The organism is Spirosoma sp. (genome assembly GCF_026391055.1).
GTDB lineage: Bacteria > Bacteroidota > Bacteroidia > Cytophagales > Spirosomataceae > Spirosoma.
In genome coordinates this window covers 219,489-245,199 of the sequence record NZ_JAPLET010000025.1, presented here as the reverse complement: position 1 = coordinate 245,199, position 25,711 = coordinate 219,489, and the positions used below count along the sequence as shown (strand labels likewise).

The following is a 25,711-nucleotide window of genomic DNA, read 5'->3' as shown; positions in this document are numbered from 1 at the left end:
CAGATATGAAACTTTTATCGTTCGCTTGTTTCCTACTGATTGGCATACATTCTATCGTTGCTGCTCAAAGAAACCAATATATCCGTGTAAAAGCAGGGGAGAACCTAACTAATTCTGTTGCATTTAACGAACGCTACCAATACCCAGTATTTACACAGGGTAAGCTCGTTTATGCCCCCAACAAGTCGTCATCAGCTAGATTTAACTATAATCTATTTTTGGGTGAGATGCATTTTATCAGCCCTACTGGCGATACACTGGCGCTGCAAAACGATCCCACCGTTCAACTCGTGGTAATCGGCCCGGACTCATTTTACTACGAGTATCCAAAGTCCTATTGGCAGCTGGTATCTACGTACGGTTCTGCTAGATTGCTAATTAAACGAACCATGGTTTTGATTGATCGAGAAAAAGAAGGGGGGTATAAACAATCAACGGGAGCATCAGCGATACGAACTACCACCACTTATTCCGGCACCAATGGGTCAATAGCCCGTCTAGAGGCCCACAGTGATATGCTATTTTCCCAAAAAGCCGAGTTCAAACTACGGGATGGTAACGGTAAGTTTCATCCAGCAAACCAATCCGGCTTCCTGAACTTATTTGCTAAGAATAAACAGGTTGTTAAACAATACTTAAAGGAAAATTCTATTAATTTCAATCAGGAAACAGATCTAAAAAATAGCCTTGCCTTTTGTGCTACTCTTCCTTAGGTAATCAGGAAACGATAGTCAATTCAAATTCTTCATAACTGGTCGTTATCGATTGATGCTATTAAGGTATTGTCCGTTTCACCAAACGCCCGTTTTAAGCCGAGGTCGGCGAGAATTTAGCGTTAGCATCAATTTTGTCATCCGATCGGTTGAGCCAGAAAGGCATCTCTATTGACAGGCCACGGCTAATGCATTTATACGGCTTGTGACTTAGCCAATAGTCATCTAGTACGTTCTACTCCGTATAATCAAGTTCCTTACCGTACGTTTCTTCCATCGTGACCAATGACCAGTAGCCCAGCGCGAAGCAGACAAAAGCGACGATGGCGGCTGCTTCCAGAACCCCCAGCGAAGGTTTCATAGCCTGAAAGGCGGGGATGCTGATCAGCGTTGTGGCCCGAACGTTATTGGCTACTGAAGTCGTTGCCGTAGCCCGAAGGTTAGTGCCAAAACTCTCCGCCGTAATGGTCAGGAACATGGCGATGTAGCCGATGCCAAAACCCATCGCCAGACAAAGCCCATAAAAAGCCCCGGTCGAATTGATGCCGCCAAAGAGGTATATGATGACGAAAACAAACGTCAGGCTCATCATCAGGCCGACAGCTTTGCGCCGGGATTGCAGATACTGGCTGAGAATACCACTCGCCAAATCGCCCAGAACGGTACCCACGTAGGTAAACATCACGCATCGGCCGGGCTGAATGGGTTCCGCAAGGCCAATCGCTTTCCCAAATTCATTCCCGAAAGTGGCCAAAATACCAATGACCAGATAAGTCGGGAGAGCAATGCCCATACACCGGAGATACCTTAATACCTTCGACCTTCCGTTGAACAACGCCAGAAAGTTACCCCGGCTCACACTCGTACCCTGCACGCGTTTGAACATGCCCGATTCGAGTACACTCACGCGCAGCACCAGCAAACCGAGCCCCAGACTCCCGCCAATGAAATATGTCGTTCGCCAGTCAAAAAGCGTGACGGTAAAATACGCCACAACGGCACCCAGTAATCCCACGCTGGCCACCAGTGAAGAGCCATACCCACGCAGATTGGGGGGCAAAATCTCACTCACCAGCGTAATACCCGCCCCCAGCTCACCAGCCAGACCAAGCCCGGCAATGAACCGAAGCCACGCGTACAGTTGTGGGTCATGGACAAACCCGCAGGCCAGATTCGCCAGCGAATAGGTAATGATGCTCCCGAACAACACCGAAAGCCGGCCGCGTTTATCGCCCAAAATCCCCCAAAGAATCCCGCCGAGTAGCAAACCGGCCTGCTGGTAGTTCAGGATTTTGCCACCAATGAGTGAGATGTCTGCCTCGGAAAGACCCAATTCTTTCAGACTAGGTACCCGCACAATGTTGAACAACAGCAGGTCGTATACATCCACAAAATAGCCCAGTGCAGCCACAATGACCGGCAGGGCAAACAAAGGGCGGAGGGAGGGAGAGTTGGGAGAAAGTGTTTGCATATAAGACTAACAAACGGGCTAAAAAGGAGGATGGAACGGATAACGGCAGAGTTTGAAGTAGCTCTATCCGTACAAATCCGTTCCATCCGTACAATCTGTGTTCTAAAAATAACTTACCAAAGCCGAACGTACAGCACGGTGATGAGCAGTACGATAATGGCGGCCAATGCTGTTGCCGTTGGCGTGAGCCGGAACATGCTGGAGTCGATGGCGAATCCTTTGGGGTTGATAGCTGGTCCGGCCAGACTTATAACGACCATCATAAGCACCGTAAACACAAACGCCCAGCCCATACAGATCAGAAAGGGGATTTCGTAGCCGCCGTTTCCGTTCGGGTAAGCTGTGTACAGTATAGTTTCGTTACCAAACAGTGCTGGTGCAAAGTTATTGAACAACACAGCCAGACCGAAGCCGCCCAGAATACCGGCTACGGCTGCCGCACCCGTTGTCCGCTTCCAGAAGAAACCAAGAATGAATACTGCAAAAATAGCCGGACTCAGGTAGCCGGTGTATTTTTGAATGAAGGTAAACCCACCCTCACGACCAATACCCAGTGCATCCTGCCACGTCAGGGCAATAGACAGCAGCATAGCGGCAAAAATAGTGATACGACCTACCCACACCAGTTGCTTCTGGGAAGCGTCTTTCTTGATGTATTTCTGATAGATATCGAGTGTGAAAATAGTCGAGATCGAGTTGGCTTTACCGGCCAGCGAGGCTACAATAGCGGCTGTCAACGCGGCCATCGAGAGACCCTTGAGACCATTTGGAAGGAAAGACAGGATTGCCGAATACGCATTGTCGGCGAGGAGTTTGCCGCCCGGTGCCATTTCGTTTTGCAGACTGCCGTTTTTGTACAGTACGTAAGCTGCAATACCCGGCAGCATCACGATTAGTGGCATGAAAATCTTCAGCAGGGCAGCAAAAAGAATACCGGTGCGGGCCGTTTTAAGATCAGCACCAAGGGCGCGCTGGGTAATGTACTGGTTGCAACCCCAGTAGTTAAGGTTCACGATCCAGATACCGGCAAAGTACATTGCCAGACCTGGTAAGGTCAGGTATTTATTGATATCGACCTGCGAGGTGTTCGGGCCGGGTTTTTCGAAAATCATGTGGAAGTGATCATCAGCGTCGCCCATCATGGCCGAGAAACCCGCCAGAATATCGTTACCCAGACCAAATTTCTGACTTACCAGCGTAAGGGCAATGTAAGATGTTACCAGACCCCCAATAATCAGAACGGCTACCTGAATTACGTCAGTATAACCAATTACTTTCATGCCGCCCAGCGTAATGACGATGGCAAAAATACTAAGACCAATCACAATCGGGTGGAACGAGTCGCCCCCAACGAGGGTGCTGATGGCCAAAGCGCCCAAAAAGAGAATCGACGTCAGGTTGACAAATACATACAGGAACAGCCAGAAAATGGCCATTATCAAACTAACCGTTTCGTTATACCGCGTTTTCAGGAACTGCGGCATGGTATAGATGTGGTTCTTGAGGTAAATAGGCATGAACCAGACCGCCACAATAATCAGGGCGATGGCCGCAAACCACTCGTACACGGCTACGGCAACACCAAAGGTGAAACCGTTGCCCGACATGCCAATGAACTGCTCAGCCGAGATATTCGAGGCAATCATGGAGGCTCCAATTGCCCACCACGTTAACGACCCTTCGGCCAGAAAAAAATCTTTAGTATCGAGGCTGGTTGTTTGTTTTCGTTTGTAAATCCAGTAGCCATACGATGAAACGCCAATGAAATACAGAAAGAAAATAATGTAATCTATTTGGTTAAGCTGGTTCATTGCTTCAATTGTAGAATGAGTTTTGGAATTAGCATGTAAAAAAGCAATTATTTCTCCAAATAGGCTTACAGTTGGGTAAAATGATTTGCAGATTTTTGCAGAATCATGTCATATATACACAAATATACCCGGGGACGTAGCCTAAAGCGATGTCCCCGGGTATACAAGAGTGCACAAGCTGCTTACTTGATCGCAATGATCCTCGATGGCTGGACTTCCTCTACGGCTGGTGTCGTGAGTTTAAATGAACGCTCTTCTTTCTGACTGCCCGCCGATATCCGAAATGTGTACGTACCGTCGCTCAATTCGCTCATGTCAAATTGCTGGCGGTAGGCCGTTTGCTTGCTGTTCTTCCCGCTCACGGTTTCATGAAACAGAATGTCGCCCCGCTCGTTGACCAGTGTCAGATCGATCTTGTTTTCTGACTTGTATTTTTCGAGACATAGCCAGAGCTTGGAGTTCTTGGCCGCCGGGAACATGACGGCTGCAAAAACTTTGTTCTGCGATTTGTGGTCATCAGCCCTAGCAGGCGATGAAACGGAGGTCATAAATGATACGAGAAGAGCACTGGCGAGCAATTTGATGGAAGTTTTCATTGAGTTGATTTAAGTAGGTGGTAACCTTTAGCTGTCAACCCAATGATGCAAGGGAGCTACCCCAACCGCTGTCGTTCTGGAGCAGCGGTTTAGAAAAATGATGAACGGTTCATGGCTCTTCCACGAAGTCAAGGTCTTTCCCGAAGGTTTCGTCCATGCGGCTCAACGACCAGAACGAGAGGCCATAGACCACAACGCCCAGCAACCCGGCCGCAACCAGGGCACCCACTGAAGGCTTCAGGGCCTGAAAGAACAGCGTCATCGGAATTAGGGTACCCCGTACTACGCTGGGAACTGATGTGGTAGCCGTGTTGCGAAGATTTGTACCGTAGAGTTCGGCCACCATAGTCAGGAACATGGCAATGTAGCCGGTACAGAAACCGGCCAGCAAACAGACGGTATACAGCCCACCCGCCGTATGAATCCCGCCAAACAGATAAACGCCACTGAGCAAAGCACTGAATAGCAAAAGCCCCGTAATGGCCTTCAGACGCGACCTTAGCCAATGGCTCAATGGGCCACTCAGCAGGTCGCCACCGGCCAGGCCAACGTAAATCATCATGACACAGCGCCCCGGTTTCACCACTTCGGTAATGCCCAGCGCCTGCCCAAATTCGTTGGCAAATGTGGCCAGAATACCCACAATGAACCAGGTAGGGATACCCACCGATACACAGCGCAGGTACTTGATTGCCTGCGGCCAACTGCTGAAAAAATAAAGGAAATTGCCACGGCTGACTTCCTCGTGTTCGTTTTTCATGCGGTTAAAAACCCCCGACTCGAACACGCTCACCCGTAGCAGCAGCAGTACAAGGCCCATGCCGCCCCCGACCCAGAAGGCCGTTCGCCAGTTGAAGTACTCTACCGTCAGGTAGGCCACGCCCGCGCCGAGGTAACCGATTCCCGCCACAATCGACGAGCCGTAGCTTCGAATTTCTTTGGGTAGAATCTCGGATACGAGAACGATAGCCGCCCCGATTTCACCCGACAGGCCGACGCCCGCAACAAAACGCAGTAGGGCGTACGTATTTACATCCTGCACAAAGCCACACGCAATGTTAGTGAGCGAATACGTAAGGATACTGCCAAACAGCACCGACATGCGTCCGCGTTTATCGCCCAGCGCCCCCCACAAAAAGCCCCCTACAACCAAGCCTGCCTGCTGGCAATTAAGAATGAATGTACCAGCCTGCGAAACCTCCGCTTCCGACAGCCCCAAGGATTGCAGACTCGGTACCCGTACAATACTGAAAATCAGCATGTCATATACATCTACGAAGAAACCCAGGGCCGAAACGATAACCGGTAAGGCCAGTAACGGGCGCAATGATACGCGGGACGGGGAAATGGCTTGCATGGGAAATGGACTTGGTTGGCAGTGGAATGAGTGATGTAGGTGAAATGAGTAAAATTCAATGGGATAGCCATTCAACTAACTCCACTTACTTCACTAACTACGACTTTCTTACTCTTCCAGATAATTCAAGTCCTTGCCGTGGGTTTCGGGGATGGTCAGGATGGAGTAGAAACCGATTATGAAGCAAACAAGCCCGACGATAGCCCCGGCGTTGATGACGGCTAATGATGGCTTGAGGGCTTGATAAGATAGCGTCATGGGAATAACCAGACCGCGTACCATATTGGGAACGGTGGTTGCGGCTGTGGCGCGGAGGTTGGTACCAAACTGCTCGGCGCCGATGGTTACGAACATAGCCCAATACCCGATGCCAAAACCCATTGCCAGGCAAAGGCCGTATAGTGCCGTAGACGATTGGATGCCCGTATAGAGATAGACGAGGCTGAACACCAATGCAATGGCCATGAGGAGTGCGACCCCTTTTTTGCGCGATTCGAGCGCGTGGCTGATAAAACCACTTGCTAGATCGCCGGTGGCCAGCCCTACATAACACCACATGATGGCCAGCCCCGGCTGAATTTCTTCGGAGATGCCGAATGCCTTGCCAAATTCATTACTGAATGTGGCCAGAATGCCAATAACAAACCAGGTGGGCAAGCCGATACCGATGCATTTGAGGTAACGACTAAACCGATCGGCGTTGGTGAAAAACGATAGAAAATCACCCCGGTTGACGTGTTTCTGGTCGCTGACGTCTTTAAACATACCCGATTCGACTACGCCTACCCGCAGCAGCAGCAGGCCGAAGCCTAACCCACCCCCCACAAAGAAAGCCGTTTGCCAATCGAATAGCTTTACGGTAAAATACGCTACTACCGCACCAAAAAGCCCGATACCCGCCACTAGCGACGTGCCAATGGCTCGTTTTTCTTTCGGCAGGACTTCACTCACAAGCGTAATGCCCGCGCCTAATTCACCCGCCAGCCCGATACCCGCCACAAATCGCATGAGGGCGTAATATGTGGATGGGTCCATAAACGTAATGTGTTTGACAAACCCGCAGGCAATGTTGGCAATCGAATAGGTAATGATACTCCCGAATAATACCGAAAGGCGTCCCTTCTTGTCGCCGATGATGCCCCACAATATGCCACCCAGTAACAGACCGCCCATTTGCCAGTTGAGGATACTGGCACCTACGGTCGAGATTTGATCGGGTGTGAGGCCCAAGTCTTTCAAACTGGGTACGCGAACAATGCCGAAGAGGAGTAAATCGTAGATATCAACAAAGTAACCCAGGGCAGCTACAATAACGGGTAAGCCAAATAAACCGGTTTCGGGTGTTTTCTGGGTAGAAGAAACAGGAGGAATAGCCATGCGGCAAATCGGAGAGTTATAAAAACGAAAAAGTTCTGCAAGTATACGAAATGGCCAAAGAAGATTGTGCAGCGAAATCTAATGCGTTTGAATCCTTTCTGTAAATCTGTATGCTATTTCTGTTTGCTGTTGCGCACGCCAATTGCTCCCTAACTACACTATACCTCCGCATTGGGAGCAGATTACGCATAACGGAGATGACCTACCGTGTCGGTTAGCCTCTAATCTATTAATTTTGAGCAATTCATTTTCGCGTTTATTTGATGAAACTATCAACGGTTCAGCCTGCTTTGCCCGATATTCATGCTATAGCTGACAGCAACAAAACATACCGGCGGTACTTTCTGGTCATCTGCCTTTTATACCTGGTAATAGCTGCGGTACTCGCCGTATTGGTTAGGTGGGGTGTAATGGATGAAGATTTTCATCTGGAATCCAGCCTGCCATTTGCCAAATCTGGAGTCAATAGCACAACCCTGTACAACCACGTACCACCCACCGGCGTATCGAGCCACATCTGGTTCGCAGCATGGGTCTGGTTGTTTCCCGGCATTACCTATGTTGGTCTGCGGTTGATTACCTGCGCTTTTCTGGTAGTCCTGGTCGCCTGGACGTATACGCACATGAAGACCCTCTCGACGGACTCTCAGCGGAAGGTGCTGGCAGCTACGTTATTCATGCTGGCGTTTCCCTACTTTTTTTTGAGCGTCTCTACAGTCATGACAGAGGGGCCTTCCATGCTGTACCTGATTGCCGGTTTGTTGCTACTGTCGATATCACGGCTTCAGCGCTTATTGCCCTTTTTCCTGGGGTGCCTGTTTCTGGGGCTGACAACCATCTCGCGGTTCTACTATATTCCGTTGCTGCCTGCTCTGGCGGTAGTGTTATTTGTGGCAGACTGGAAGGATTTTATCAAAACGGGTACCAAAAGCATTTCAACCAACAAAGTGCTGATGTATCTGGCCATCGCAGTTAGTCTGCTTCCACTGGTTGGTTTAATTATACTTTGGGGCGGCATGACACCACCCGCTTTTCACCAGTGGTCGAAGCTGCGTTCGGGAATAAGCTTTAACGCGTTTCGCCCCGTTTCATCCCTGGCGCTGGTCGGTATCTATTCCGCCCCCGCAGTACTGGTCAATGTAAACTGGGGGTCGAAAGGCATCCGCTCCATCATGTTAATTTCGCTGGGCTTGGCACTGGTGCTGGCACTATTCAACGTTAATCTTTTCCACGATTCGTCATCGGTCAATGATGTGTTCAGCGGACCAATTGAGCATACGTTAGCCTGGTTTACGGCGCGGGGTAACCTAGCGCAATCGCTGGGTATGTTTGGTATTTATGGCCTGAGTTTCTTTAGTCTGGCCATTGTGGGCGAGAAAGTTGTACAATACATCCGCCAGCAGGATTTCAGCGATGGAGGCCTGGTGTTTTCGATTGTATTTGTGGTGTTTTTTATCGCGTCGCAGGCGTTCGTTGGGGGAAATCACCCGTTTTTCGACCGCTATCTGGCCCATCCCTGGCCATTTATGGGGTACATACTCGTGTGCCTGTTTCCCCGCTTCTTAAATTCCAGAACGTATCTTGTTCTGGCGGCTTACACCGTGCTTTCCGTTATGATTCTGGTAAAATGGGGAATTCACCAGGAGTCGTTAGGGTTTATCGGGGCGTCATCCTTGGGTGCCGTAATGGACTCAGAAACGGGCACTGGCCGTAAAACGGGGACTGGTCGGCGAAGCGTTGGGTAAACTGTATAAGCCGTTCCCAGCCACCACACTTTAAGCCCTACACGGGCAAACACCAGGGCCTGTTGAATGCCGAACATGATAAAAATCGTAGGCCAGCCGTTCATGAGAATGGCTTCGTCGAGTAGAAAGTAGACGCCGAACAAGGCCGCTCCCAGCAATATCATGAGCCAGTAAAGACCAACAGTTTTGCCCGGATTCCGCAGCACAAGTTGCCCGGCCTGACCAAAAGCCCGAAAGGCACCGTGCTCATCTTCCCGGAACATCAGCACCTTGGCGAAGTCGCCAATGCAAAGCAACAGGGTAGCCGTGAGGGCAAACAAGGCGAAGAATACAGCACCGATCCAGAAAAGGCCCCGTTCGGTATACGAATCGCTGACAGCCACGCTAACCAGTGAGCCGATCACCAGCCAGATACCCGCGCCAACGATCACAAATAATAAGGTAACGCCAAAAAGCCGTAGAAAACGGCCTACGTAATGGGCACAACCTTCCCAGAAGAGACCGCTATTGAATCGGTTGGTCGGTTGCGAAAAACGAAGCAGGATACCACCGGCGAAAAATACACTGAGAAAAAGATACACCAGCCCCAGCCAGCGACCAACGCTGATCAGTGGCGATACAGCGCGGCCACTGCGGTGCATAAAATCAGAAAAAATGGTGTAGTCGAAACCACTCAGCAGGTTCAGGAATGCCAGCGAATCCTGATCTTCTGCTTTGAGGGTGTTGAAAAATGGCAGGGCCGCTACTAGTCCAAGTGCCAGCGTGATACCATATAATAGCCAAAGTAAGCGTGCTGAGCGCAGTGTATGCCGAAAGGAAGTGACTAGTGAATTCACGATTGTCGGGGTTTCTCGTTCAGGTTCTGGATGTCAATTGGGCATCAAGATAGCTGTTATAACAATCGCAAACTGAAGCCTTCTGGTTTTTAATCCCTGGCAAGCGGGTGTTCCGTCCGAATCTTCTCCTGTAGCTTAATAAACCCGTCGATCAAGGCTTCCGGCCGGGGCGGGCAACCGGGCACATAAACATCTACCGGAATAATACGGTCGACTCCCTTTACCACATGGTACCCGTGCTGCCAGTAAGGGCCGCCACAATTTGAGCATGAACCCATAGAAATCACATAGCGGGGCTCGGCCATTTGCTCGTAGAGTCGCCGGATGCGGTCCGCCATCTTAAAGGTCACCGTACCGGACACAATCATGATATCTGACTGGCGAGGGGAGGGGCGGGGGAAAATGCCAAACCGTTCGAGGTCGTAACTGGCCGCGAATGCCTGCATCATTTCAATGGCGCAACAGGCAAGCCCAAAGCTCATGGGCCACATCGACTTTTCCCGCGACCAGTTCAGTAGGTCTTCGGAATGCATCATGATTACACTGGCTTCGCCTGTTTTATCGGTTGTTGAAGGAGAGGTCATGCTGGAAAAGAAATTTAGACGAATTGTCAATTACATCCTGACTCATAAACGCGGGCAAACAGGAGTAGCGGAGCGAAATTAAACGTCACGTTTATATCGTTCATTTACCCTCTGATACAGTTGTGAGGGCACTTTGGTTTCTACTGATGGAATTTTCGGCTGAGGTTTTACCCAGTCGAGATGCCCTTTGGCCCAAACGTAAGCAAGGCCCAGTCCGAGAACAACCACGAATAGAATGGCTTCCGTTAGGGCAAACCAGCCCCATAAGCCACCCGTAGCCTTAATAAGCCTTTCCTGACCAAATACAGTAGCCCACGGAAACAGGAAAGCCAGTTCAACATCGAACAGCACAAAGACCAGCGCCACCACATAAAACCGGATATTGAACTGCACGTTGGCATTCCCGATCGGCTCTTCGCCCGACTCATACGTACTGTTTTTTTCAATATTTGGCCGATGCGGACGCAGTAAACGCGCTACAAAGAGCACGATGGCAATGAACGCAAACGCAGCCAGAATAAACAGCAGTATAATGCCGAAGTGAGAAAGCATAGTGGTTGAGCAGCCTTATTTCTTTTTCTTCTTGGGGTAAAGATTGTATACGATCGACACCTGAACGTTGCGGTTGTAATACGTTGCGCCCGCTTCCGGTGACACATTCACAAAGCCGTGTACATAACGCAGGTGCAAGCTGAGTTTGCTCAGCATGTCCAGAAAATCGTAGTGCACGCCAACAACAGCACCCAGGTCATTTTTCGCACCGGGGCCACTGGCAGAGCCCGAGTTGAGGGCATAACTGAGTTCCGGGCCGGCCTGAATCGTTAAGCCTTCGGTGGGTATGTAGCCAAGCAGAATAGGCAGACAGGCGTAATAATACGAGTTACTGGTCGTGGTTCGACCACCAACGGCTTCCTGCTGGAACGTACCACCTTTGATGGCCAGCAATGCTTCCGGCTGAAGTACCACCCGGTGATACCGGTACCGGTACATGATGCCTAAATTTGGCTGTAGAGCCCGCTTGGGTATGTTTACGCTGGTTCCGGAGATGGCTACCTGCGTAAACGAAGCCCCTACTTTTACGCCAAAATGGCCGCCAACAGGTTTATCACTTTGAGCCCGCGTGAGCAGGGGAGAAGTCACTAAAATAAGGAGAAGTAGAAAACGATTCGTGTACATACGGGACTGTTGAAAGGTTGTTAACCTTGCAATAACGAGTTTTGGTCCCGTAAAATTGGTTAAAAAAAGTTAAGAAATGGCCCTTAACATTCTTTAACTGGATACCACTCCCCCCTAGTTAAGCCGTGGGTCAACCGGGTAGTGAGCAATGGATTTGTACTCGCCCCCCTTGCGTTTAAGCACTTCCCGCCAGAATTCGGTGGTCGGGGTTTCGAACAGAAAGTCGGCTTTGGTCCGGCTGATGATCCACGCTTTCTGAAGCAGCTCACTATCCAGTTGACCCTCGTTCCAGCCCGAGTAGCCAATGAAAAAGCGAATATCCCGCTCCGTAAGCGTACCCAGATTGACACCCCGCTTGATCTGGTCGAAATCACCACTCCAATACAACCCGTCAACAACACAGATTGAATTGTCGATCAAATCGGGCCGACGATGGATAAAGTGCAGGGTATTCTGCTGAACAGGTCCGCCCACAAACAAGGGCAAGTCGGTATGAATGTCTTCAATAACGTCACCCAGTTGAATATCCGTCTGCTGGTTCAAAACCAACCCAAAGGTGCCGACGGCGTTGTGTTCGCAAACCAGGACTACACTACGCTCGAAATTGTTATCGCCCATAAATGGCTCGGCGATTAATAAATCTCCATTCTGGATGTTTGGCGAAGAGGTATTCATAAAAAAGCAGTTGACGGTTTATACAGCTAAACGCCTTTTTTAAGCGTGATATTGGTTAAAAACAGTTAAATGCGCCAGCAGGATCAGCAATATTGACCTTACGGATAGTTTCTTTGCGAAACGGCCGTCGTCAGGGACTGAATGCAACAGCATATTGCCAAAAATCCCCTTATTCATTTCTTATACCAGTCTTTTTCGTTCGTAAATACGGGCTTCAAACGGATGTAATGTATCGGTTTGGTTTGACAGGTTGGCCAAAACCAGCTGGTCATCTGAAAGTGAAACGCCCTGTATGGCTGGTATCATTACAGACTCTCCCGAGAAGTTAGCAACTGTGTAAAAAGCTGCATTGTTTAGCGTACGTTCAAATACCCAAAGAGATGGGTGATCGGGTAGCAAATCGCTATACGTTCCCTCATGAATAGCCGGTGTCTGCTTTCGCCAGCGAAGTAGTTTCTGGTAATAATGCAGTACCGAATGGGGAGCCGCTTCCTGCTGACTTACATTAATTGTTTGACAATTCTGGTTTACTTTAAGCCACGGCTGCCCCGTCGTGAACCCCGCATTCGGGGCATTGCTCCATTGCATGGGCGTTCGGGCGTGATCGCGGGCAAGCTGGTTAGCCGTTGCCAGAAACACCTCGGGCGAATGCTCCCCCTGGGTGATCAACGCCTGCCAGGCATTTTTTACTTGAATGTCATTGTACTCATCAATGGAGTTGAAGGTACAGTTGGTCATACCGATTTCGTCGCCCTGATAAATATTGGGTGTCCCCCGTTGTGTAAGCAAAACCGTTGCCAGCATCGTTGCCGATTCGTATGGGTAGCGTTCCGGATCACCAAAGCGGGAGATGCATCGGGGGTTATCGTGATTCCCCAAGTAAATATTTTGCCATCCGCCCGTGGCCTTGGTTGCGGGGTCGACGCTGTCGAGGGCGACATTCCATTTGGCAAAGATGGTTTTCAACTCAAGTACGGTGAACTCGGGGGCCGGGTCAACGAACCGATATTCTTCGCGGGGTACAGCATGGTCGAAATGATAGATCATGTTCAGTTCATGCCGGTCTTTACCCACATACAGGTTTGCCAGTTCGGCCGTAACGCCGATACCCTCGCCAATGCTGATGCAGCCTTCACCAGTACGACCGTACCGGCTGAGGACCTCCCGGTTCATGTCCTGCAAGAACTCATGAATGCGTGGTCCATTGGCATGAACGCTCGAATCCCCGAAACGGCCCGCCGGGTAATCCGGGAACGTCTGCTCTTTCGACAAAAACGGGATAACGTCCATCCGGAACCCATCAACGCCTTTGTCGAGCCAGAAACGCATCATTTTGTAAATGGCTTCTCGTAGGGGCGGGTGCTCCCAGTTGAGGTCGGGTTGTTTAGTGGCAAACAAATGAAGGTAATACTCGCCGGTGGTTTCATCGAACGCCCAGGCCGGTCCCGAAAAGATCGACTGCCAGTTGTTCGGTTCAGCGGGACCGTCGGCTGTGAGTTTGGGGGTGCGCCAGATGTAATAATCGCGATACGGGTTGTCTTTACTTTTGCGGCTTTCCTGAAACCAGCGGTGCTCGTCGGAGCTGTGGTTGACAACCAGATCCAGGATGAGCCGCATACCACGCTGGTGCACACCCGCCAGCAGGTTATCAAAATCGGCCATTGTACCAAACTCGGGCATGATGGCTTCATAGTCGGAAACATCGTAGCCGTTATCGGCGTTGGGCGAGTCGAAAATTGGGCTCAGCCACAAAATATCGACGCCTAATTCGGCCAGGTAATCCAGCTTACTGGCTATTCCGGGCAAATCCCCGATGCCATCGCCGTTACTATCGGAAAATGAGCGCGGGTAGATTTGATAAATGACTGCATCTTTGTAATTCATAACCAGATTTAGGCTTCTCCGTCGTTCTATAGAGGACGAATATGGGGTGTTGCGTTGTTATTCACCAAATTTGCTTACTCAAGAAAAAATAGACTGACTCTATGCCGAATCAGATTCACGACCGGCGGGGATTTCTCCGGACAAGTGCGCTCGCTACGCTTACAACGCTGGTAGGTACCTCCGTTGTTTTCGCCGACCGTATTCCGCCTTTTTATACACCGATGGCATTTGACTACGATCCGTTGAAAGGAAAGAGTCCCGATATGAAAGTATTGGGCGACAAGCCCTGGAATGTAGAGTCGCCCGTGCATTTGCTTGACGATGCCATTACGCCCGTCGAGAAGATGTTTATCCGAAACAACGGCCTGATTCCTCCCGAACCGATTGACCCGGCCAAATGGACACTGACCATCAAAGGGGAGTCCGTAAAAGCGACCAAAACTTACACGCTCAACGACCTGAAAAAACGGTTTACACCCCATACGTATCAGCTTGTACTCGAATGTGGCGGTAACGGGCGGGCGGGTTATGAGCCGCAAACAACCGGCAACCCATGGGAGCAGGGAGCCGTAAGCTGCGCCGAATGGACGGGTGTTCGGCTGAAGGATATTCTGGCCGATGTGGGTCTGAAAGACGATGCTGTTTATATCGGCTATTACGGAAAAGACCCGCATTTGAGTCAGGACCCCACAAAAGTGGCCATTTCGCGGGGGGTACCCATTAAAAAAGCCCTGGAGAACGAAACACTCATTGCCTGGGCGGTCAACGGAAAAGACATCCCGTTGGAACACGGCTATCCGTTGCGACTGGTGATTGGCGGCTGGCCCGCGTCGGTATCCGGCAAATGGCTGCACACCATTGCCGTTCGGGATAAAGTGCACGATGGGGCCAAGATGGAAGGGCACAGCTATAAAATGCCAATTCGACCGGTGCAGCCCGGCGAAAAAATTGCCGAAACACCTGAGAACTTTCGCATTATTGAGTCGATGCCCGTTAAGTCGTTGATAACGTATCCTAAGACCGGTGCGATGCTCGAAGGCCGGAAAACGCTGGAGCTTCGCGGCCATGCCTGGGCAGGCGATAAGTCTGTTCAGGACGTGCACACCTCCATTGATTACGGCTCAACCTGGCAAAAAAGTAAGCTACAGGCCCCTAAAAACCGGCTCGCTTGGCAGCACTGGGCCACAGAAGTAACTTTCCCGCAATCGGGTTATTACGAGGTGTGGGTTCGGGCTACCGACAATAGTGGTGTAACGCAGCCTATGGTTATTCCGCAATGGAACCCCGGCGGCTACCTGAACAATGCCTGCCATCGGATTGCCGTAAAAGTGGTGTAGCGCACTGTAGTGCCGCCCTCCGGGTCGGCCGAAAACAAGATTATTCAGCCGGAAAGACACAAAACGTGATGAATACAGTAAAGTCAGTTCTCGTCATAACAGCCCTACTCGTCAGTCTGGCGAGTTTTCGGGGCGTTTACAGGCCCGCGCAAACGGCCTCACCGGTGGTAAAAACAGATACCACTAAACTTGATCCTGAATCGGGGATGGTCAACGACCCGAACCTGATGATGGTGAAGGCGCAGTGCACGGCCTGCCATTCGTCAAAGCTTATTTTGCAACACCGATTTACGCGGGCGGGCTGGCAGGAGCGCATTCGCTGGATGCAGAAATACCACAAACTTTGGGACCTGGGCGAATCGGAGAAAGTGGTGCTGGATTACCTCGAAAAAAACTACGGCCCTCAAACGGCTGTTAACCTGAACACCTTCCGGCGCGCTCCGTTGAAAGAAGTAAAGTGGTATAAACTTCACTGATACTCCGTTGATTGATGGCTTCGACGAGTGCTTTCGACTACCCGTCGACCGGAGCCGTTTCAGATTTACTCAATATATGCTTAACGAACCTATTCAGGCGGTACTTGCCCGAACTGAAAAACGAATCTGCGAAGTAGCCTGGTTCGATGATCTGTGCGGGGGCGACACTGCCTTTCTTGGAACTCTCGACCCTGATCGGCGCAGCAACTACGTGCACTGTGCCGATATTATGAAAACGGCCGACCGTATGGGCTTCGAGAATATCCTGCTGCCAACCTCCTACATAGTTGGGCAGGAAGTACTGCCCTTTGCCGGAGCCATGGCCCCTCAGGTGAAAAATATCTCGATGCTGGCGGCTGTTCGTACCGGCGAGATCCATCCGCCTATGCTAGCCCGGCATATCGCTACCCTCGACCATATGCTGAAAGGGCGACTGACCATTAATATCATTAACTCTGATCTCCCTGGCCTTAAAGAAGATCATGAATTTCGATACAAACGCTGCGAAGAAGTTATCGAAATCCTGAAACAGGGCTGGACCCAGGACCGAATTGAGTTTGACGGGGAGGTGTACGGAAAAATCAGCATGAAGGCCGACCCCGTGAAACCGTATCAGCAAAATGGCGGACCGCTGCTTTATTTCGGCGGCATCTCACCGGGCTCTAAAGAAGTCTGCGCCAAACATTGCGACGTTTTTCTGATGTGGCCTGAGCCGGAAGAGAATATCTACGCCACCATGCAGGACATGAGCCAGCGGGCAGCACAGCATGGTCGTACTATCGACTTCGGGCTGCGGATTCACGTGATTGTGCGCGAAACGGAGGAAGAAGCCAGAGCATACACCAAAACCCTGATGTCGAAGTTCGATGCCGCCGTGGGTGAGCAGCTGAAGAGCCGGACGCAGGACTCTCAATCGGCGGGGGTGCTGCGTCAGAACGAGCTACGTGCCACCGCCGATCCCGATGATTTTATTGAACCGATGCTCTGGATGGGCATTGGCCGCGCCCGGTCGGGTTGCGGGGGGGCTTTGGTGGGCACACCGGCACAAATTATCGAGAAACTAAACCGCTATATGGATATGGGCATCCGGGCGTTTGTGCTGTCGGGCTATCCGTTGATCGAAGAGTGTGAGTTATTTGGAACGCATGTGCTGCCGCATCTGCCCAATGTGAAACTATCGGTAGAGCAGGGCCGGATTCCCGCCACAACACCCGTAACGCCACTCACTACCGGCGAGCTGCGGGTCTAACGTAAATAGTAGTAGTTGAATGCTTCAATCTCTGAGTACCGTCGATCTGGTCGTGGTCGTTTTGCTGTTGCTGTTTCTGGTGACGGCCAGTATGTATTCCAGCTTTAAAAAGAAAAGCTCGGAAGAGTACTTCATGGCGGGGCGGTCGCTGAAATGGTACTCCGTAGCGGGGTCAATTTTCGGTACGAATATTCACGCCCAGCAGATTATTGGCATGATGGGCGTGGGCTATTCCATTGGCTTTGTCCAGAGTCATTACGAAGTGTGGGCAGTACCGGCCATTCTGGTGCTGGTGTATATATTCATTCCCATTTACCGGAAACGGCAGTTTTTTACCCTCTCCCAATTCCTGGAAAACCGCTACAGCGCCCAGACGAGACTGGTGTATACCATCCTGATGATTGCCTTCATCATGATTCAGTTGATAGGCGGTTTCTACATCGGCAGCCGTACGCTGGGCATTCTGTTTGAAGGGACAAGCTGGGAACTAACCTATTTGCAGGGGATTTTGATCATTGCCACTGTTACTATTCTGTTTACTGTTTTCGGAGGGATGGAGTCGGTCGTAATTGCCGATAATATCCTGACCGTAGTGATGATCGTGTCGGTGCTGCTGATGGGGACGCTGACTTATCTGCAACCCGAAATAGGTGGGATTAGCGGGCTGTTAAAGCTGGATCATGCCGAGGCCAACAAAATGCATTTGTACCTGCCGGCCAGCCATCCTAAACTGCCTTGGCTGGGCATTTTTACGGGTCTAACCATCCTTAACTTCTTTTATTGGACCACCAACCAGTATCAGGTACAACGGGTACTGGCTGCGCAAACCGAACGCGATGCCAAGCTGGGTTCCATTGCCGCCGGATTTTTGAAGCTGATTATCCCGTTCTTTTCCATCGGAGCCGGAACGGCGGCCTTTTACCTGTTTAGAGCCCGGTTTGGTGAGAATAGTATTAAACCCGACGATACGTTCCTGACGCTCCTGAAGACGGTTGTGCCCATTGGCTACGGCTTTGTCGGTCTAATCCTGGCCGGACTGATGTGCGCCATATTTTCGGCGATCTACTCAATGATGAACTCCGTTTCGACCATGCTGGCCTATGATGTGTATCGCCAATACCTGAAGCCCAATGCGTCGGATAAGCTGACCGTCCGGTTCGGGCAGGGGGGCGTTTTTGTGATGTGTGCGATTGCTACCGGACTGGCTTACACTACCTTCGATCCGACCTCGTCCGAGAATTTTTTCCTGATTCTGGCTAACCAGACATCTTATTTGAAACCTGGTTTGGTAGTGGTGTTCTTCTGGGGTGTACTCTGGCAAAAAACCAACCCAAAGGCAGCCGTTATTGTGCTTATAGGTTCCCCGCTGATCGGTTTTGGCTGCGACTGGCTTTATGATCACGTCCTTGTCAACTCACTCTGGGTGCGAGAAACGTTCGGCGAAACCCTCAATTTTCTGTACCGTGTGTTCCTGATCTTTTTAATCGGGTCGGTGTTGATTGCTGGACTGAGCGTTTATTTCAATCGCCGGAGCGGCCCCGTACAAACACACGACATGACCGTTTCGGTAAATGGTATCGGGAGTGCATTGCTGCGCTTCGTGGTGCTTCAGGGGCCATTGCTGGCGCTGGTTCTCGTCGATCGTTTATCGCCCCAGCAAGTGGCTCTGCCATCTGCCATTCTTACTATGGCCTTGTTCGGATGGTATCTTAAGCGCGAAAAAGAGGCCGTTGCCTTCTATCAGTCTGACATTTTTTACGCCGGGTTACTTACGGGCGTTATGATGTGGATTATGTATTATTTCGCCTGATCCCTAAACATCAATCCTACCTTTTTTCCCGAAATTCGCTCCAGAATAGGCTTTATCATCTGGTTGGCATTCTGCTGGGTTTGCGTGAGAATGCCGCCGGCCAGGGCTGATTGTTTCACCTGACGCTCGGCTTTTTGATACGCATCGCTCACAAGCTGTGCTTCGTTTAGGAAGGAGAACCGGGTATCATACACCCGTGAACGGTCATGGTTGATTTTCCAGGTACACAGTTCCGGCGCTGGTAGTTTGACGGTAATGGAGTCCTCAGCAGTAATAATGTCGTCGGCAGTAATTTGGGTCAGATCGACACAGCCGGTTGCTTCTCCTTCCACAATTAGAATGGCGTTGGCATTGGGCAAAAACGTATTGACCTGCTCATGCTCGACAATATCCTTAAAGGTGTATTTCACCAGTTCCAGCTTACCCAGGGCTTTCACTTCTTTCAGGACAACGCTGTGCGTAGTCGAATCTCCGCGCCTGAACCGGCTCAGAAAACCAGTTCCACGGATTTGTTCCCAAATGGCAATCAGCCCCGCCACAAGGACAGCAATCAGAAATAATCGGAACAGGGTGTTAATGAGTCGGGACATTAGCTGCGTGATAAGTCGTGCGTGATGAATGGAGATACTAAAAACTAAAACTCCCGAACCGATACCGATTCAGGAGTTTTAGTAACGGAAAACCGTGTCAATTAAAATATATGTTTTGGGTCTTCGACAGAATGCTTTTCCAGATCGAATAAATCATTCAGCACGTCGATCAGGGTTTCGGCTTCACCCCGCTTACAGGCGGCTTTCAACTGAAGAACGGGCAGCTTAATGATCTTCTGCATGATACCCTTTGTAATCTTGTCAACCTTCTCCGATTCGTCGGGGGTAAGGTGCTTCAAATGCCGGGCAATCTCATCACGACGAATCTGCTCCAGGGCATTCTTAAGTTTGTTAATCGTTGGCGATACGACCATCTCCTTCGACCAGTCGCCAAACTCGGCTACGGCCTGAGTAACAATCGCTTCAACCTTCGGAATAGCGGCCAGGCGTTGATTAAGGGCTTCGTCGGCACGGTTGCGAATATGGTCGATGTTGTAGACCAGCATACCCGGAATCTGCTCAACGGTGGCATCGACGCTGCGGGGAACGGATAAGTCGATAAAGTATTTAAACGTCAGCACGTTCATATCCTGAAGAAGTGCAGGCGTAATAAGCGGCTCATCGCGTTGTACGGATGAAATGATGACATGAGCGCGACGAATTTCGTCGGTTAAGTCAGCAAAATCAGCCACCCGAAAACCATACTGGCTGGCCAGTGCTTCGGCTTTTGCCTGGGTGCGGTTGCAAAGCGTGATGTTTGTCTGATTCCGTATTCCTCCAGACCGGGCTTCGAGATTCTTACAAACGTCTGTGCCGATCTCCCCCAACCCAATGACCAGTATATTCGGGTTCTGGTTCTCGCCGATCAGCTCATCGATCAATTCCACTGCGGCATAGGATACGGAAGCGGCTCCGTCGCGGAATGGCGTTTCCTGGGCTACGCGTTTGTTGGTGAAGAAGATGGTGTGCATCAGCCGGTGCAAAAACGGACCAGCCATATCCAGATCGGCCGACCACTGGTACGACTGTTTCACCTGATTCGGAATCTGCATATCGCCGACAACCTGCGAGTGCAGGCCAACGCATACTTCAAACAAATGCCGAACTGCTTCATCATGACTGCTGAAGAACTGGAAATAAGGCAGGTAGTTATCCGTATCGGTCAGGCCTTTTTCAATAAGGAGCAACCGGGCAATATCAGCGTTAAGGTCCTGATCAAAGGCATAGTAGACTTCGGTGCGGTTGCAGGTAGAAATGACAAGCAAATCCGTCAACCCGAAAAAGTCCCGCAGCCGAAGCATCAAACGCTTTGCCTCGTCTTCGTTAAGTGCAATTAGCTCCCGCACCTGAAGGGGTGCCGTTTTGTGGGACAGACTAATTGTTTTGAAGGTGTCTAACATTATGGTAAATCACGCAAATTGGCTAGAAGCCTTTACAAAATTACGGTATAATTACCGGACATAGATAACCCAATTCCGCTTAAGCTTTTATTTAGAATTCGTCCAAATAGTTGAGCTAATTCTTTACTCAATCCTATTTGAATTTGTAACGTAACAGCTCGGTTGGTGGTTCGAATTTACACAATTAAACCACTTTTAGCGTTTACTCAATATACGCGAACATGCACGTTCTACCAGCCAGATGGGCATCTGTTTCGTCAGCGGATAACGTTAAATTTGTCACACCACATGGGCTGCTTGAGCGAATGGTCAGTTCGATCGATGAAATCAACGTAGCAAGCCACTATGCTAAAGTCATTTGATATTTACAATCAGAACAACGTTCTGAAGATTATAGTAGCGCTTAATCTGCTCCTGGTTGGAACGGGTTCGCTTCTTTATACAAACCGGCTCATCAATAAGCTGGAAGATCGGGAGAAGCAATATGTTCAGCTGTATTCTAAAAGTATTGCTTATCTGTTTGATACGAACCACGCTGATGCCGGCGATTTAACGTTTGTAACAAGCGAAATTCTTGAGGCAAACAGCTCTATTCCCGCTATATATGTCAACCCCGATAACCAGATAGCAATGAAGCGGAACATTGACGTTCCGGACGATTACACGCCCGAAGAAACGGAGCGTTTTTTACGTCAGAAAATTGCTGATATGCGTAAGAACCATATGCCCTTACCGGTTGAAATAGGGAACGGCGAGCGGGGCCTGGTGTATTACAATAACTCGAATCTGCTCAGACAACTAAACTACTTCCCTTACGCGCTTCTAACGATTCTGGCGGCTTTGAGTGTATTAGCTTATCTGGCTTTCAGTTCATCACGGCGGGCTGAGCAAAACCGGGTTTGGGTTGGGTTAGCCAAAGAGACAGCTCACCAGCTGGGTACGCCAATGTCGTCGCTGATGGCGTGGGTGGAGTATATGCGCTCTGATCCCGACCAGTTCGATGCGTCCATTACGGACGAAATTGAGAAGGATGTGCAGCGGCTGGAAACGATTACGGCCCGTTTTTCCAGCATCGGTTCTGTACCGACCCTGAAAGAGGAAAACGTGAACGATGTGGTGAGGCAATTTACGGATTACCTCTCCAGACGTATTTCGACAAAAGTAAAAATGAGCGTGACCAGTCAGTTACCGCCGGGACAACTGATTAGAATAAACAAATTGTTGTTCGAGTGGGTAATCGAAAACATCTGTAAAAACGCCGTCGACGCCATGAAAGGAGTTGGCGAGTTACGGCTCAATATGGTGCCATTGCCACACGATGAAGTGGCCATTGATATTACCGATACGGGTAAAGGCATCTCGAAAGCCAATATACAAAAAGTATTTTCGCCCGGATTTAGTACCAAAAAGCGGGGGTGGGGGTTGGGACTTACCCTGGCCAAACGCATTGTAGAGGAGTACCATAATGGGCGACTCTACGTAAAAAGTTCGGAAGTGGGTAAAGGAACCACCTTTCGAATCGTATTGAACAGAAAGTAGGCAGTGTAGACCCGGAACCGCTTCTATCTGAAGAAAGGCACCGAAATTGTGTCTGTCTCTACGGTGTTGCTGACATTTAGACTACGGTCCCTTATTTCAATCTGAAATTTGGTTGGGAAAAGCTGGAAACTGGTCCCGTACTGGAAAATCTGATTGAAGTCCAGCGAACCTTCAATTGCTCCTTTAGGCTTCCCTTTTGTCAGGTCAGGAATATAAAGTGTTGTGTTGACCGCCAGCGGCACCTCTTCATACTTCTTGTTGACGAGCCTGAACGTACGAATACGATAGCTGCCCCAGCCGCCGTTGGTGGCATATCGGGCCGAATCGACTTTGGGAAGCGGGATGCTATTACCAATGTCGCCATTGCCATCTTTGAAACCAATCGTGATCACGACCGAATCCCGTTTTCCTTTGCCTACTCCTTTTCCGGCTTCTATGGTATACCGGGATATACCTTTAAAGTCAATGGCCGGGGTATCGGAGTAATTTGGTTCCGTAAAACAGGAGGAAAGCGCAAGGGCCAGACCTATTACGATGAAATACGGTTGAATTAGTTGCCGTCGCATACTGTTGTACTCGTTGTGCAATAAACGCTTTTTTAAACTTGTCTTTTTTATCAACATTATCCGGAAAAACTGCCGATGATCGACGGTTTCTGCGGGAGCAAATTTTGACGCTTACCGCTGGTTTGCCAAATCGGGAGTCATTTGAATCACTGGCTTTATCGGTTTTCCGTTATCAGGCCGTCAATAACGCTATTTACGCAAATTATCTGCGTTACCTGTCTTTTCGACCGGAAACCGTTACCGATGTGCGTCAGATCCCGTTTATGCCGATTGGTTTTTTCAAGAATCATATCGTTCTGACGGGCACCTCCGCGGCACCGGACCCGGAAAGTTCGCCCTTACTCACGTTCGCCAGCAGCGGAACAACGGGCCAGCTTACTACGAGCCGCCATGTTGTACCCGACCCGGCCCTTTACGATACCATCAGCACCCGAATTTTCGAACAAACCTACGGTTCACTCAGCAATTTCCATATTCTGGCTTTGCTGCCCTCGTACCTTGAACGAAATAATTCGTCGCTTGTGTATATGGTTCAGCAATTTATGGCCCGAATCGAACGCGTGCAAACGACGGATAATTTATCCGGCTTCTTTCTGCACAATCACCACGAATTGACGCAGCGACTGAAGCAGCTCGCCCAACACCCTGACCAGAAACAGATTCTTCTGATTGGCGTTACGTTTGGTTTGCTGGATTGGGCTGAGTCGGTAGCAGATTTAACGTTTTTAGGTGAGTTGGATAAGCTTATCGTGATGGAAACCGGTGGTATGAAAGGCCGACGTAAAGAGCTCCTGCGCGAAGAAGTACATGAGATACTGATTACCAGACTGGGTATTCGGGCGGTGCATTCGGAGTATGGCATGACCGAACTGCTGTCGCAGGCTTATTCAAAAGGGGAGGGGATATTCCAGCCAAGCTCGACGCTACGCGTATTCTTGCGCGACATCAACGACCCGTTTTCGCTTTATCCGGGCAACAGCGCGCGCGCGGGCGAACGGCGTACTGGCGGAATAAACGTGATCGACTTGGCCAACCTGGATTCCTGCGCGTTCATTGAAACCCAGGATTTAGGCCAGTACGCGGACACTGAGGGACAACCCGGAGCTTTTCGGGTGATAGGACGCTTCGATAATTCTGATGTGAGGGGTTGCAACTTACTTGTCTGAACCGCACGGGCGGCTCCACGGGGCCGCCCGTGCGGTTCAGACTTACGCGTAGGCCTTCACGTCGTCGAGCATGATCTCATCTCCGCACATAATCACCAGGCGCTCGATAACGTTACGCAATTCACGAACGTTACCCGTCCAGGGTAAGGATTGTAAATAGTCCATGGCATCGGGCGACAATTCTTTGACCGGTGCACCGTATTCGGTGGCGATATCGTGCAGGAATTTATCCGCTAGTAGCGGAATATCGCTCCGCCGTTCTGATAAGGGCGGAACATGGATCATGATGACGCTCAGCCGGTGAAATAAGTCTTCGCGGAAATTGCCGTTTACGATTTCCTGACGCAGGTCTTTGTTGGTAGCCGCAATAACCCGGACGTTGACCTTTATTTCTTTGTCGCCCCCGACGCGCGTAATTTTACTTTCCTGAAGGGCCCGCAGCACTTTGGCTTGGGCAGATAGGCTCATGTCGCCAATTTCGTCAAGGAAAAGCGTACCGCCGTCGGCTTGCTCAAATTTGCCTACACGCTTGGCTGCCGCGCCGGTGAAGGCGCCCTTCTCGTGGCCAAAAAGTTCACTTTCAATTAGTTCGCTAGGAATAGCTGCGCAGTTTACTTCGATGAGCGGCTGGTTGGCACGACTTCCTTTTTCGTGAATCTGTTTGGCAACCATCTCTTTACCCGATCCGTTGGCACCGGTTACCAGCACCCTGGCTTCGGTAGCGGCTACCCGATTGATCGTATCTTTCACTTTACGGATTGAGTCGGATTCACCGACAATCTCGTTTAATTTATAGATGCGTTTTTTGAGCGTTTTAGTTTCCTGAACCAGTTTGGATCGCTCAATGGCGTTACGGACGGTAATGAGCAGACGATTTAAATCGGGTGGTTTGGTGATGAAGTCGAACGCTCCCCGTTTGGTGGCTTCGACTGCATTTTCAACATTGCCGTACGCCGAAATCATAATGATCTGCGTACTTTTTTCAGCTTCGCTGACTTTCATAAGCAATTCAAGTCCATTCAGTTTCGGCATTCGAATGTCGCATAAGGCTACGTCGTAACTTGTGCGCATAATCATATCCAGACCTTCTTCGCCGTCTTTTGCTTCGTCAACATCGTAGCCTTCGTACTCTAAAATATCGCGTAGGGCCGCCCGAATGGGTTTTTCGTCGTCCACGATAATCAGTTTGGCCATACAAGTGGTATAAAATAGAAAAATTGATTACTAAGACCCCTAAAATAGGCGATTTTGTCTCGGCAAGTGTCATTAACCGTGAGATATTCGCCAAACACTCTTTTTTTTATCATAAACGGGGCAAGCGTACACGTTTAGCCTTTCCTTAAGCGTACATTT

23 protein-coding genes are annotated in these 25,711 nt (G+C 50.0%); 8 read left to right on the top strand and 15 right to left on the bottom strand.

The window, feature by feature from the left end; genetic code table 11:
* Positions 1 to 5: 5 nt before the first annotated feature.
* Positions 6 to 713: a hypothetical protein gene (locus NT073_RS22885; RefSeq protein ID WP_297378156.1), complete on the top strand. Its 708-nt coding sequence runs from the start codon at positions 6 to 8 to the stop codon at positions 711 to 713.
* Positions 714 to 948: 235 nt separating this feature from the next.
* Here the strand turns inward: NT073_RS22885 and NT073_RS22880 are convergent, their stop codons facing one another.
* The 5 genes from NT073_RS22880 to NT073_RS22860 all read right to left on the bottom strand — a co-directional run bounded on the left by NT073_RS22880 (position 949) and on the right by NT073_RS22860 (position 7,325).
* Positions 949 to 2,184 carry an MFS transporter gene (locus NT073_RS22880; RefSeq protein ID WP_297378153.1) on the bottom strand — a complete coding sequence of 412 codons (1,236 nt, stop codon included), beginning with the start codon at positions 2,182 to 2,184 and terminating at the stop codon, positions 949 to 951.
* 113 nt (positions 2,185 to 2,297) lie between these two features.
* Positions 2,298 to 3,995, bottom strand: coding sequence for a sodium/solute symporter (locus NT073_RS22875; RefSeq protein ID WP_297378150.1), 1,698 nt, complete (start codon positions 3,993 to 3,995; stop codon positions 2,298 to 2,300).
* A gap of 182 nt (positions 3,996 to 4,177) precedes the next feature.
* Positions 4,178 to 4,591 (bottom strand): hypothetical protein, encoded by a 414-nt coding sequence (locus tag NT073_RS22870; protein ID WP_297378147.1) that lies wholly within the window; start codon positions 4,589 to 4,591, stop codon positions 4,178 to 4,180.
* A gap of 109 nt (positions 4,592 to 4,700) precedes the next feature.
* Positions 4,701 to 5,948 (bottom strand): MFS transporter, encoded by a 1,248-nt coding sequence (locus NT073_RS22865; RefSeq protein WP_297378145.1) that lies wholly within the window; start codon positions 5,946 to 5,948, stop codon positions 4,701 to 4,703.
* 108 nt (positions 5,949 to 6,056) lie between these two features.
* The gene (locus NT073_RS22860) at positions 6,057 to 7,325 is read right to left on the bottom strand and encodes an MFS transporter (RefSeq protein WP_297378142.1); all 1,269 of its coding nucleotides are present in this window, start codon (positions 7,323 to 7,325) and stop codon (positions 6,057 to 6,059) included.
* 263 nt (positions 7,326 to 7,588) lie between these two features.
* On the opposite strand from NT073_RS22860, the gene NT073_RS22855 reads away from it, so the two are divergent.
* A complete protein-coding gene (locus NT073_RS22855; RefSeq protein ID WP_297378139.1) occupies positions 7,589 to 9,070 on the top strand; it encodes a hypothetical protein in 1,482 nt (493 codons plus the stop codon).
* Here the strand turns inward: NT073_RS22855 and NT073_RS22850 are convergent.
* The 6 genes from NT073_RS22850 to NT073_RS22825 all read right to left on the bottom strand — a co-directional run bounded on the left by NT073_RS22850 (position 8,962) and on the right by NT073_RS22825 (position 14,225).
* Positions 8,962 to 9,906, bottom strand: coding sequence for a hypothetical protein (locus NT073_RS22850; protein WP_297378136.1), 945 nt, complete (start codon positions 9,904 to 9,906; stop codon positions 8,962 to 8,964). The two genes, NT073_RS22855 and NT073_RS22850, sit on opposite strands and share 109 nt — an antisense overlap.
* A gap of 89 nt (positions 9,907 to 9,995) precedes the next feature.
* Positions 9,996 to 10,490, bottom strand: a complete 495-nt coding sequence (locus NT073_RS22845) for an NADH-quinone oxidoreductase subunit B (protein WP_041616319.1) — start codon at positions 10,488 to 10,490, stop codon at positions 9,996 to 9,998.
* Between the two features lie 78 nt (positions 10,491 to 10,568).
* A complete protein-coding gene (locus NT073_RS22840) occupies positions 10,569 to 11,042 on the bottom strand; it encodes an NADH-quinone oxidoreductase subunit A (RefSeq protein ID WP_297378130.1) in 474 nt (157 codons plus the stop codon).
* Between the two features lie 15 nt (positions 11,043 to 11,057).
* The gene (locus NT073_RS22835; protein WP_297378128.1) at positions 11,058 to 11,666 is read right to left on the bottom strand and encodes an outer membrane beta-barrel protein; all 609 of its coding nucleotides are present in this window, start codon (positions 11,664 to 11,666) and stop codon (positions 11,058 to 11,060) included.
* 114 nt (positions 11,667 to 11,780) lie between these two features.
* On the bottom strand, positions 11,781 to 12,341 hold the full coding sequence (locus NT073_RS22830) for a YqgE/AlgH family protein (RefSeq protein ID WP_012928152.1): 561 nt from the start codon (positions 12,339 to 12,341) through the stop codon (positions 11,781 to 11,783).
* Between the two features lie 180 nt (positions 12,342 to 12,521).
* The gene (locus tag NT073_RS22825; protein ID WP_297378123.1) at positions 12,522 to 14,225 is read right to left on the bottom strand and encodes an alpha-glucosidase; all 1,704 of its coding nucleotides are present in this window, start codon (positions 14,223 to 14,225) and stop codon (positions 12,522 to 12,524) included.
* Between the two features lie 101 nt (positions 14,226 to 14,326).
* Between NT073_RS22825 and NT073_RS22820 the strand changes: the two genes are divergently transcribed.
* The 4 genes from NT073_RS22820 to NT073_RS22805 all read left to right on the top strand — a co-directional run bounded on the left by NT073_RS22820 (position 14,327) and on the right by NT073_RS22805 (position 19,097).
* A complete protein-coding gene (locus NT073_RS22820) occupies positions 14,327 to 15,562 on the top strand; it encodes a sulfite oxidase (protein WP_297378119.1) in 1,236 nt (411 codons plus the stop codon).
* Between the two features lie 68 nt (positions 15,563 to 15,630).
* Entirely contained in the window at positions 15,631 to 16,038 is a 408-nt protein-coding gene (locus tag NT073_RS22815; protein ID WP_297378116.1) for a hypothetical protein, read from the top strand.
* Between the two features lie 76 nt (positions 16,039 to 16,114).
* A complete protein-coding gene (locus tag NT073_RS22810) occupies positions 16,115 to 17,287 on the top strand; it encodes an LLM class flavin-dependent oxidoreductase (RefSeq protein ID WP_297378113.1) in 1,173 nt (390 codons plus the stop codon).
* Positions 17,288 to 17,306: 19 nt separating this feature from the next.
* Positions 17,307 to 19,097: a sodium/solute symporter gene (locus NT073_RS22805; protein WP_297378111.1), complete on the top strand. Its 1,791-nt coding sequence runs from the start codon at positions 17,307 to 17,309 to the stop codon at positions 19,095 to 19,097.
* Here NT073_RS22805 and NT073_RS22800 read toward each other — a convergent pair.
* Both NT073_RS22800 and hemA read right to left on the bottom strand, forming a co-directional pair.
* Positions 19,085 to 19,687 (bottom strand): DUF4230 domain-containing protein, encoded by a 603-nt coding sequence (locus NT073_RS22800; protein WP_297378108.1) that lies wholly within the window; start codon positions 19,685 to 19,687, stop codon positions 19,085 to 19,087. The genes NT073_RS22805 and NT073_RS22800 overlap by 13 nt on opposite strands.
* Positions 19,688 to 19,788: 101 nt before the next feature.
* Entirely contained in the window at positions 19,789 to 21,087 is a 1,299-nt protein-coding gene (hemA, locus tag NT073_RS22795; RefSeq protein WP_297378105.1) for a glutamyl-tRNA reductase, read from the bottom strand.
* A 345-nt stretch (positions 21,088 to 21,432) separates the two neighbouring features.
* On the opposite strand from hemA, the gene NT073_RS22790 reads away from it, so the two are divergent.
* Positions 21,433 to 22,626 carry a HAMP domain-containing sensor histidine kinase gene (locus NT073_RS22790; RefSeq protein WP_297378102.1) on the top strand — a complete coding sequence of 398 codons (1,194 nt, stop codon included), beginning with the start codon at positions 21,433 to 21,435 and terminating at the stop codon, positions 22,624 to 22,626.
* Positions 22,627 to 22,649: 23 nt separating this feature from the next.
* On the opposite strand, the gene NT073_RS22785 is transcribed toward NT073_RS22790, so the two are convergent.
* On the bottom strand, positions 22,650 to 23,192 hold the full coding sequence (locus NT073_RS22785) for a hypothetical protein (protein WP_297378099.1): 543 nt from the start codon (positions 23,190 to 23,192) through the stop codon (positions 22,650 to 22,652).
* Positions 23,193 to 23,230: 38 nt separating this feature from the next.
* On the opposite strand from NT073_RS22785, the gene NT073_RS22780 reads away from it, so the two are divergent.
* The gene (locus tag NT073_RS22780; RefSeq protein WP_297378096.1) at positions 23,231 to 24,358 is read left to right on the top strand and encodes an acyl transferase; all 1,128 of its coding nucleotides are present in this window, start codon (positions 23,231 to 23,233) and stop codon (positions 24,356 to 24,358) included.
* 42 nt (positions 24,359 to 24,400) lie between these two features.
* Here NT073_RS22780 and NT073_RS22775 read toward each other — a convergent pair whose 3' ends face one another.
* Positions 24,401 to 25,552, bottom strand: a complete 1,152-nt coding sequence (locus NT073_RS22775; protein ID WP_297378094.1) for a sigma-54 dependent transcriptional regulator — start codon at positions 25,550 to 25,552, stop codon at positions 24,401 to 24,403.
* Between the last annotated feature and the right edge of the window lie 159 nt (positions 25,553 to 25,711).

What these genes read in the sequence shown, in the direction of transcription:
- NT073_RS22870 (WP_297378147.1), bottom strand. Translation starts at nt 4,591, where the DNA reads ATGAAAACTTCCATCAAATTGCTCGCCAGTGCTCTTCTCGTATCATTT.
- NT073_RS22820 (WP_297378119.1), top strand. Translation starts at nt 14,327, where the DNA reads ATGCCGAATCAGATTCACGACCGGCGGGGATTTCTCCGGACAAGTGCG.
- NT073_RS22865 (WP_297378145.1), bottom strand. Translation starts at nt 5,948, where the DNA reads ATGCAAGCCATTTCCCCGTCCCGCGTATCATTGCGCCCGTTACTGGCC.
- NT073_RS22880 (WP_297378153.1), bottom strand. Translation starts at nt 2,184, where the DNA reads ATGCAAACACTTTCTCCCAACTCTCCCTCCCTCCGCCCTTTGTTTGCC.
- NT073_RS22810 (WP_297378113.1), top strand. Translation starts at nt 16,115, where the DNA reads ATGCTTAACGAACCTATTCAGGCGGTACTTGCCCGAACTGAAAAACGA.
- NT073_RS22785 (WP_297378099.1), bottom strand. Translation starts at nt 23,192, where the DNA reads ATGCGACGGCAACTAATTCAACCGTATTTCATCGTAATAGGTCTGGCC.
- NT073_RS22885 (WP_297378156.1), top strand. Translation starts at nt 6, where the DNA reads ATGAAACTTTTATCGTTCGCTTGTTTCCTACTGATTGGCATACATTCT.
- NT073_RS22875 (WP_297378150.1), bottom strand. Translation starts at nt 3,995, where the DNA reads ATGAACCAGCTTAACCAAATAGATTACATTATTTTCTTTCTGTATTTC.
- NT073_RS22800 (WP_297378108.1), bottom strand. Translation starts at nt 19,687, where the DNA reads ATGTCCCGACTCATTAACACCCTGTTCCGATTATTTCTGATTGCTGTC.
- NT073_RS22855 (WP_297378139.1), top strand. Translation starts at nt 7,589, where the DNA reads ATGAAACTATCAACGGTTCAGCCTGCTTTGCCCGATATTCATGCTATA.
- NT073_RS22845 (WP_041616319.1), bottom strand. Translation starts at nt 10,490, where the DNA reads ATGACCTCTCCTTCAACAACCGATAAAACAGGCGAAGCCAGTGTAATC.
- NT073_RS22775 (WP_297378094.1), bottom strand. Translation starts at nt 25,552, where the DNA reads ATGGCCAAACTGATTATCGTGGACGACGAAAAACCCATTCGGGCGGCC.
- NT073_RS22790 (WP_297378102.1), top strand. Translation starts at nt 21,433, where the DNA reads ATGCTAAAGTCATTTGATATTTACAATCAGAACAACGTTCTGAAGATT.
- NT073_RS22805 (WP_297378111.1), top strand. Translation starts at nt 17,307, where the DNA reads ATGCTTCAATCTCTGAGTACCGTCGATCTGGTCGTGGTCGTTTTGCTG.
- NT073_RS22815 (WP_297378116.1), top strand. Translation starts at nt 15,631, where the DNA reads ATGAATACAGTAAAGTCAGTTCTCGTCATAACAGCCCTACTCGTCAGT.
- NT073_RS22860 (WP_297378142.1), bottom strand. Translation starts at nt 7,325, where the DNA reads ATGGCTATTCCTCCTGTTTCTTCTACCCAGAAAACACCCGAAACCGGT.
- NT073_RS22840 (WP_297378130.1), bottom strand. Translation starts at nt 11,042, where the DNA reads ATGCTTTCTCACTTCGGCATTATACTGCTGTTTATTCTGGCTGCGTTT.
- NT073_RS22835 (WP_297378128.1), bottom strand. Translation starts at nt 11,666, where the DNA reads ATGTACACGAATCGTTTTCTACTTCTCCTTATTTTAGTGACTTCTCCC.
- NT073_RS22830 (WP_012928152.1), bottom strand. Translation starts at nt 12,341, where the DNA reads ATGAATACCTCTTCGCCAAACATCCAGAATGGAGATTTATTAATCGCC.
- hemA (WP_297378105.1), bottom strand. Translation starts at nt 21,087, where the DNA reads ATGTTAGACACCTTCAAAACAATTAGTCTGTCCCACAAAACGGCACCC.
- NT073_RS22825 (WP_297378123.1), bottom strand. Translation starts at nt 14,225, where the DNA reads ATGAATTACAAAGATGCAGTCATTTATCAAATCTACCCGCGCTCATTT.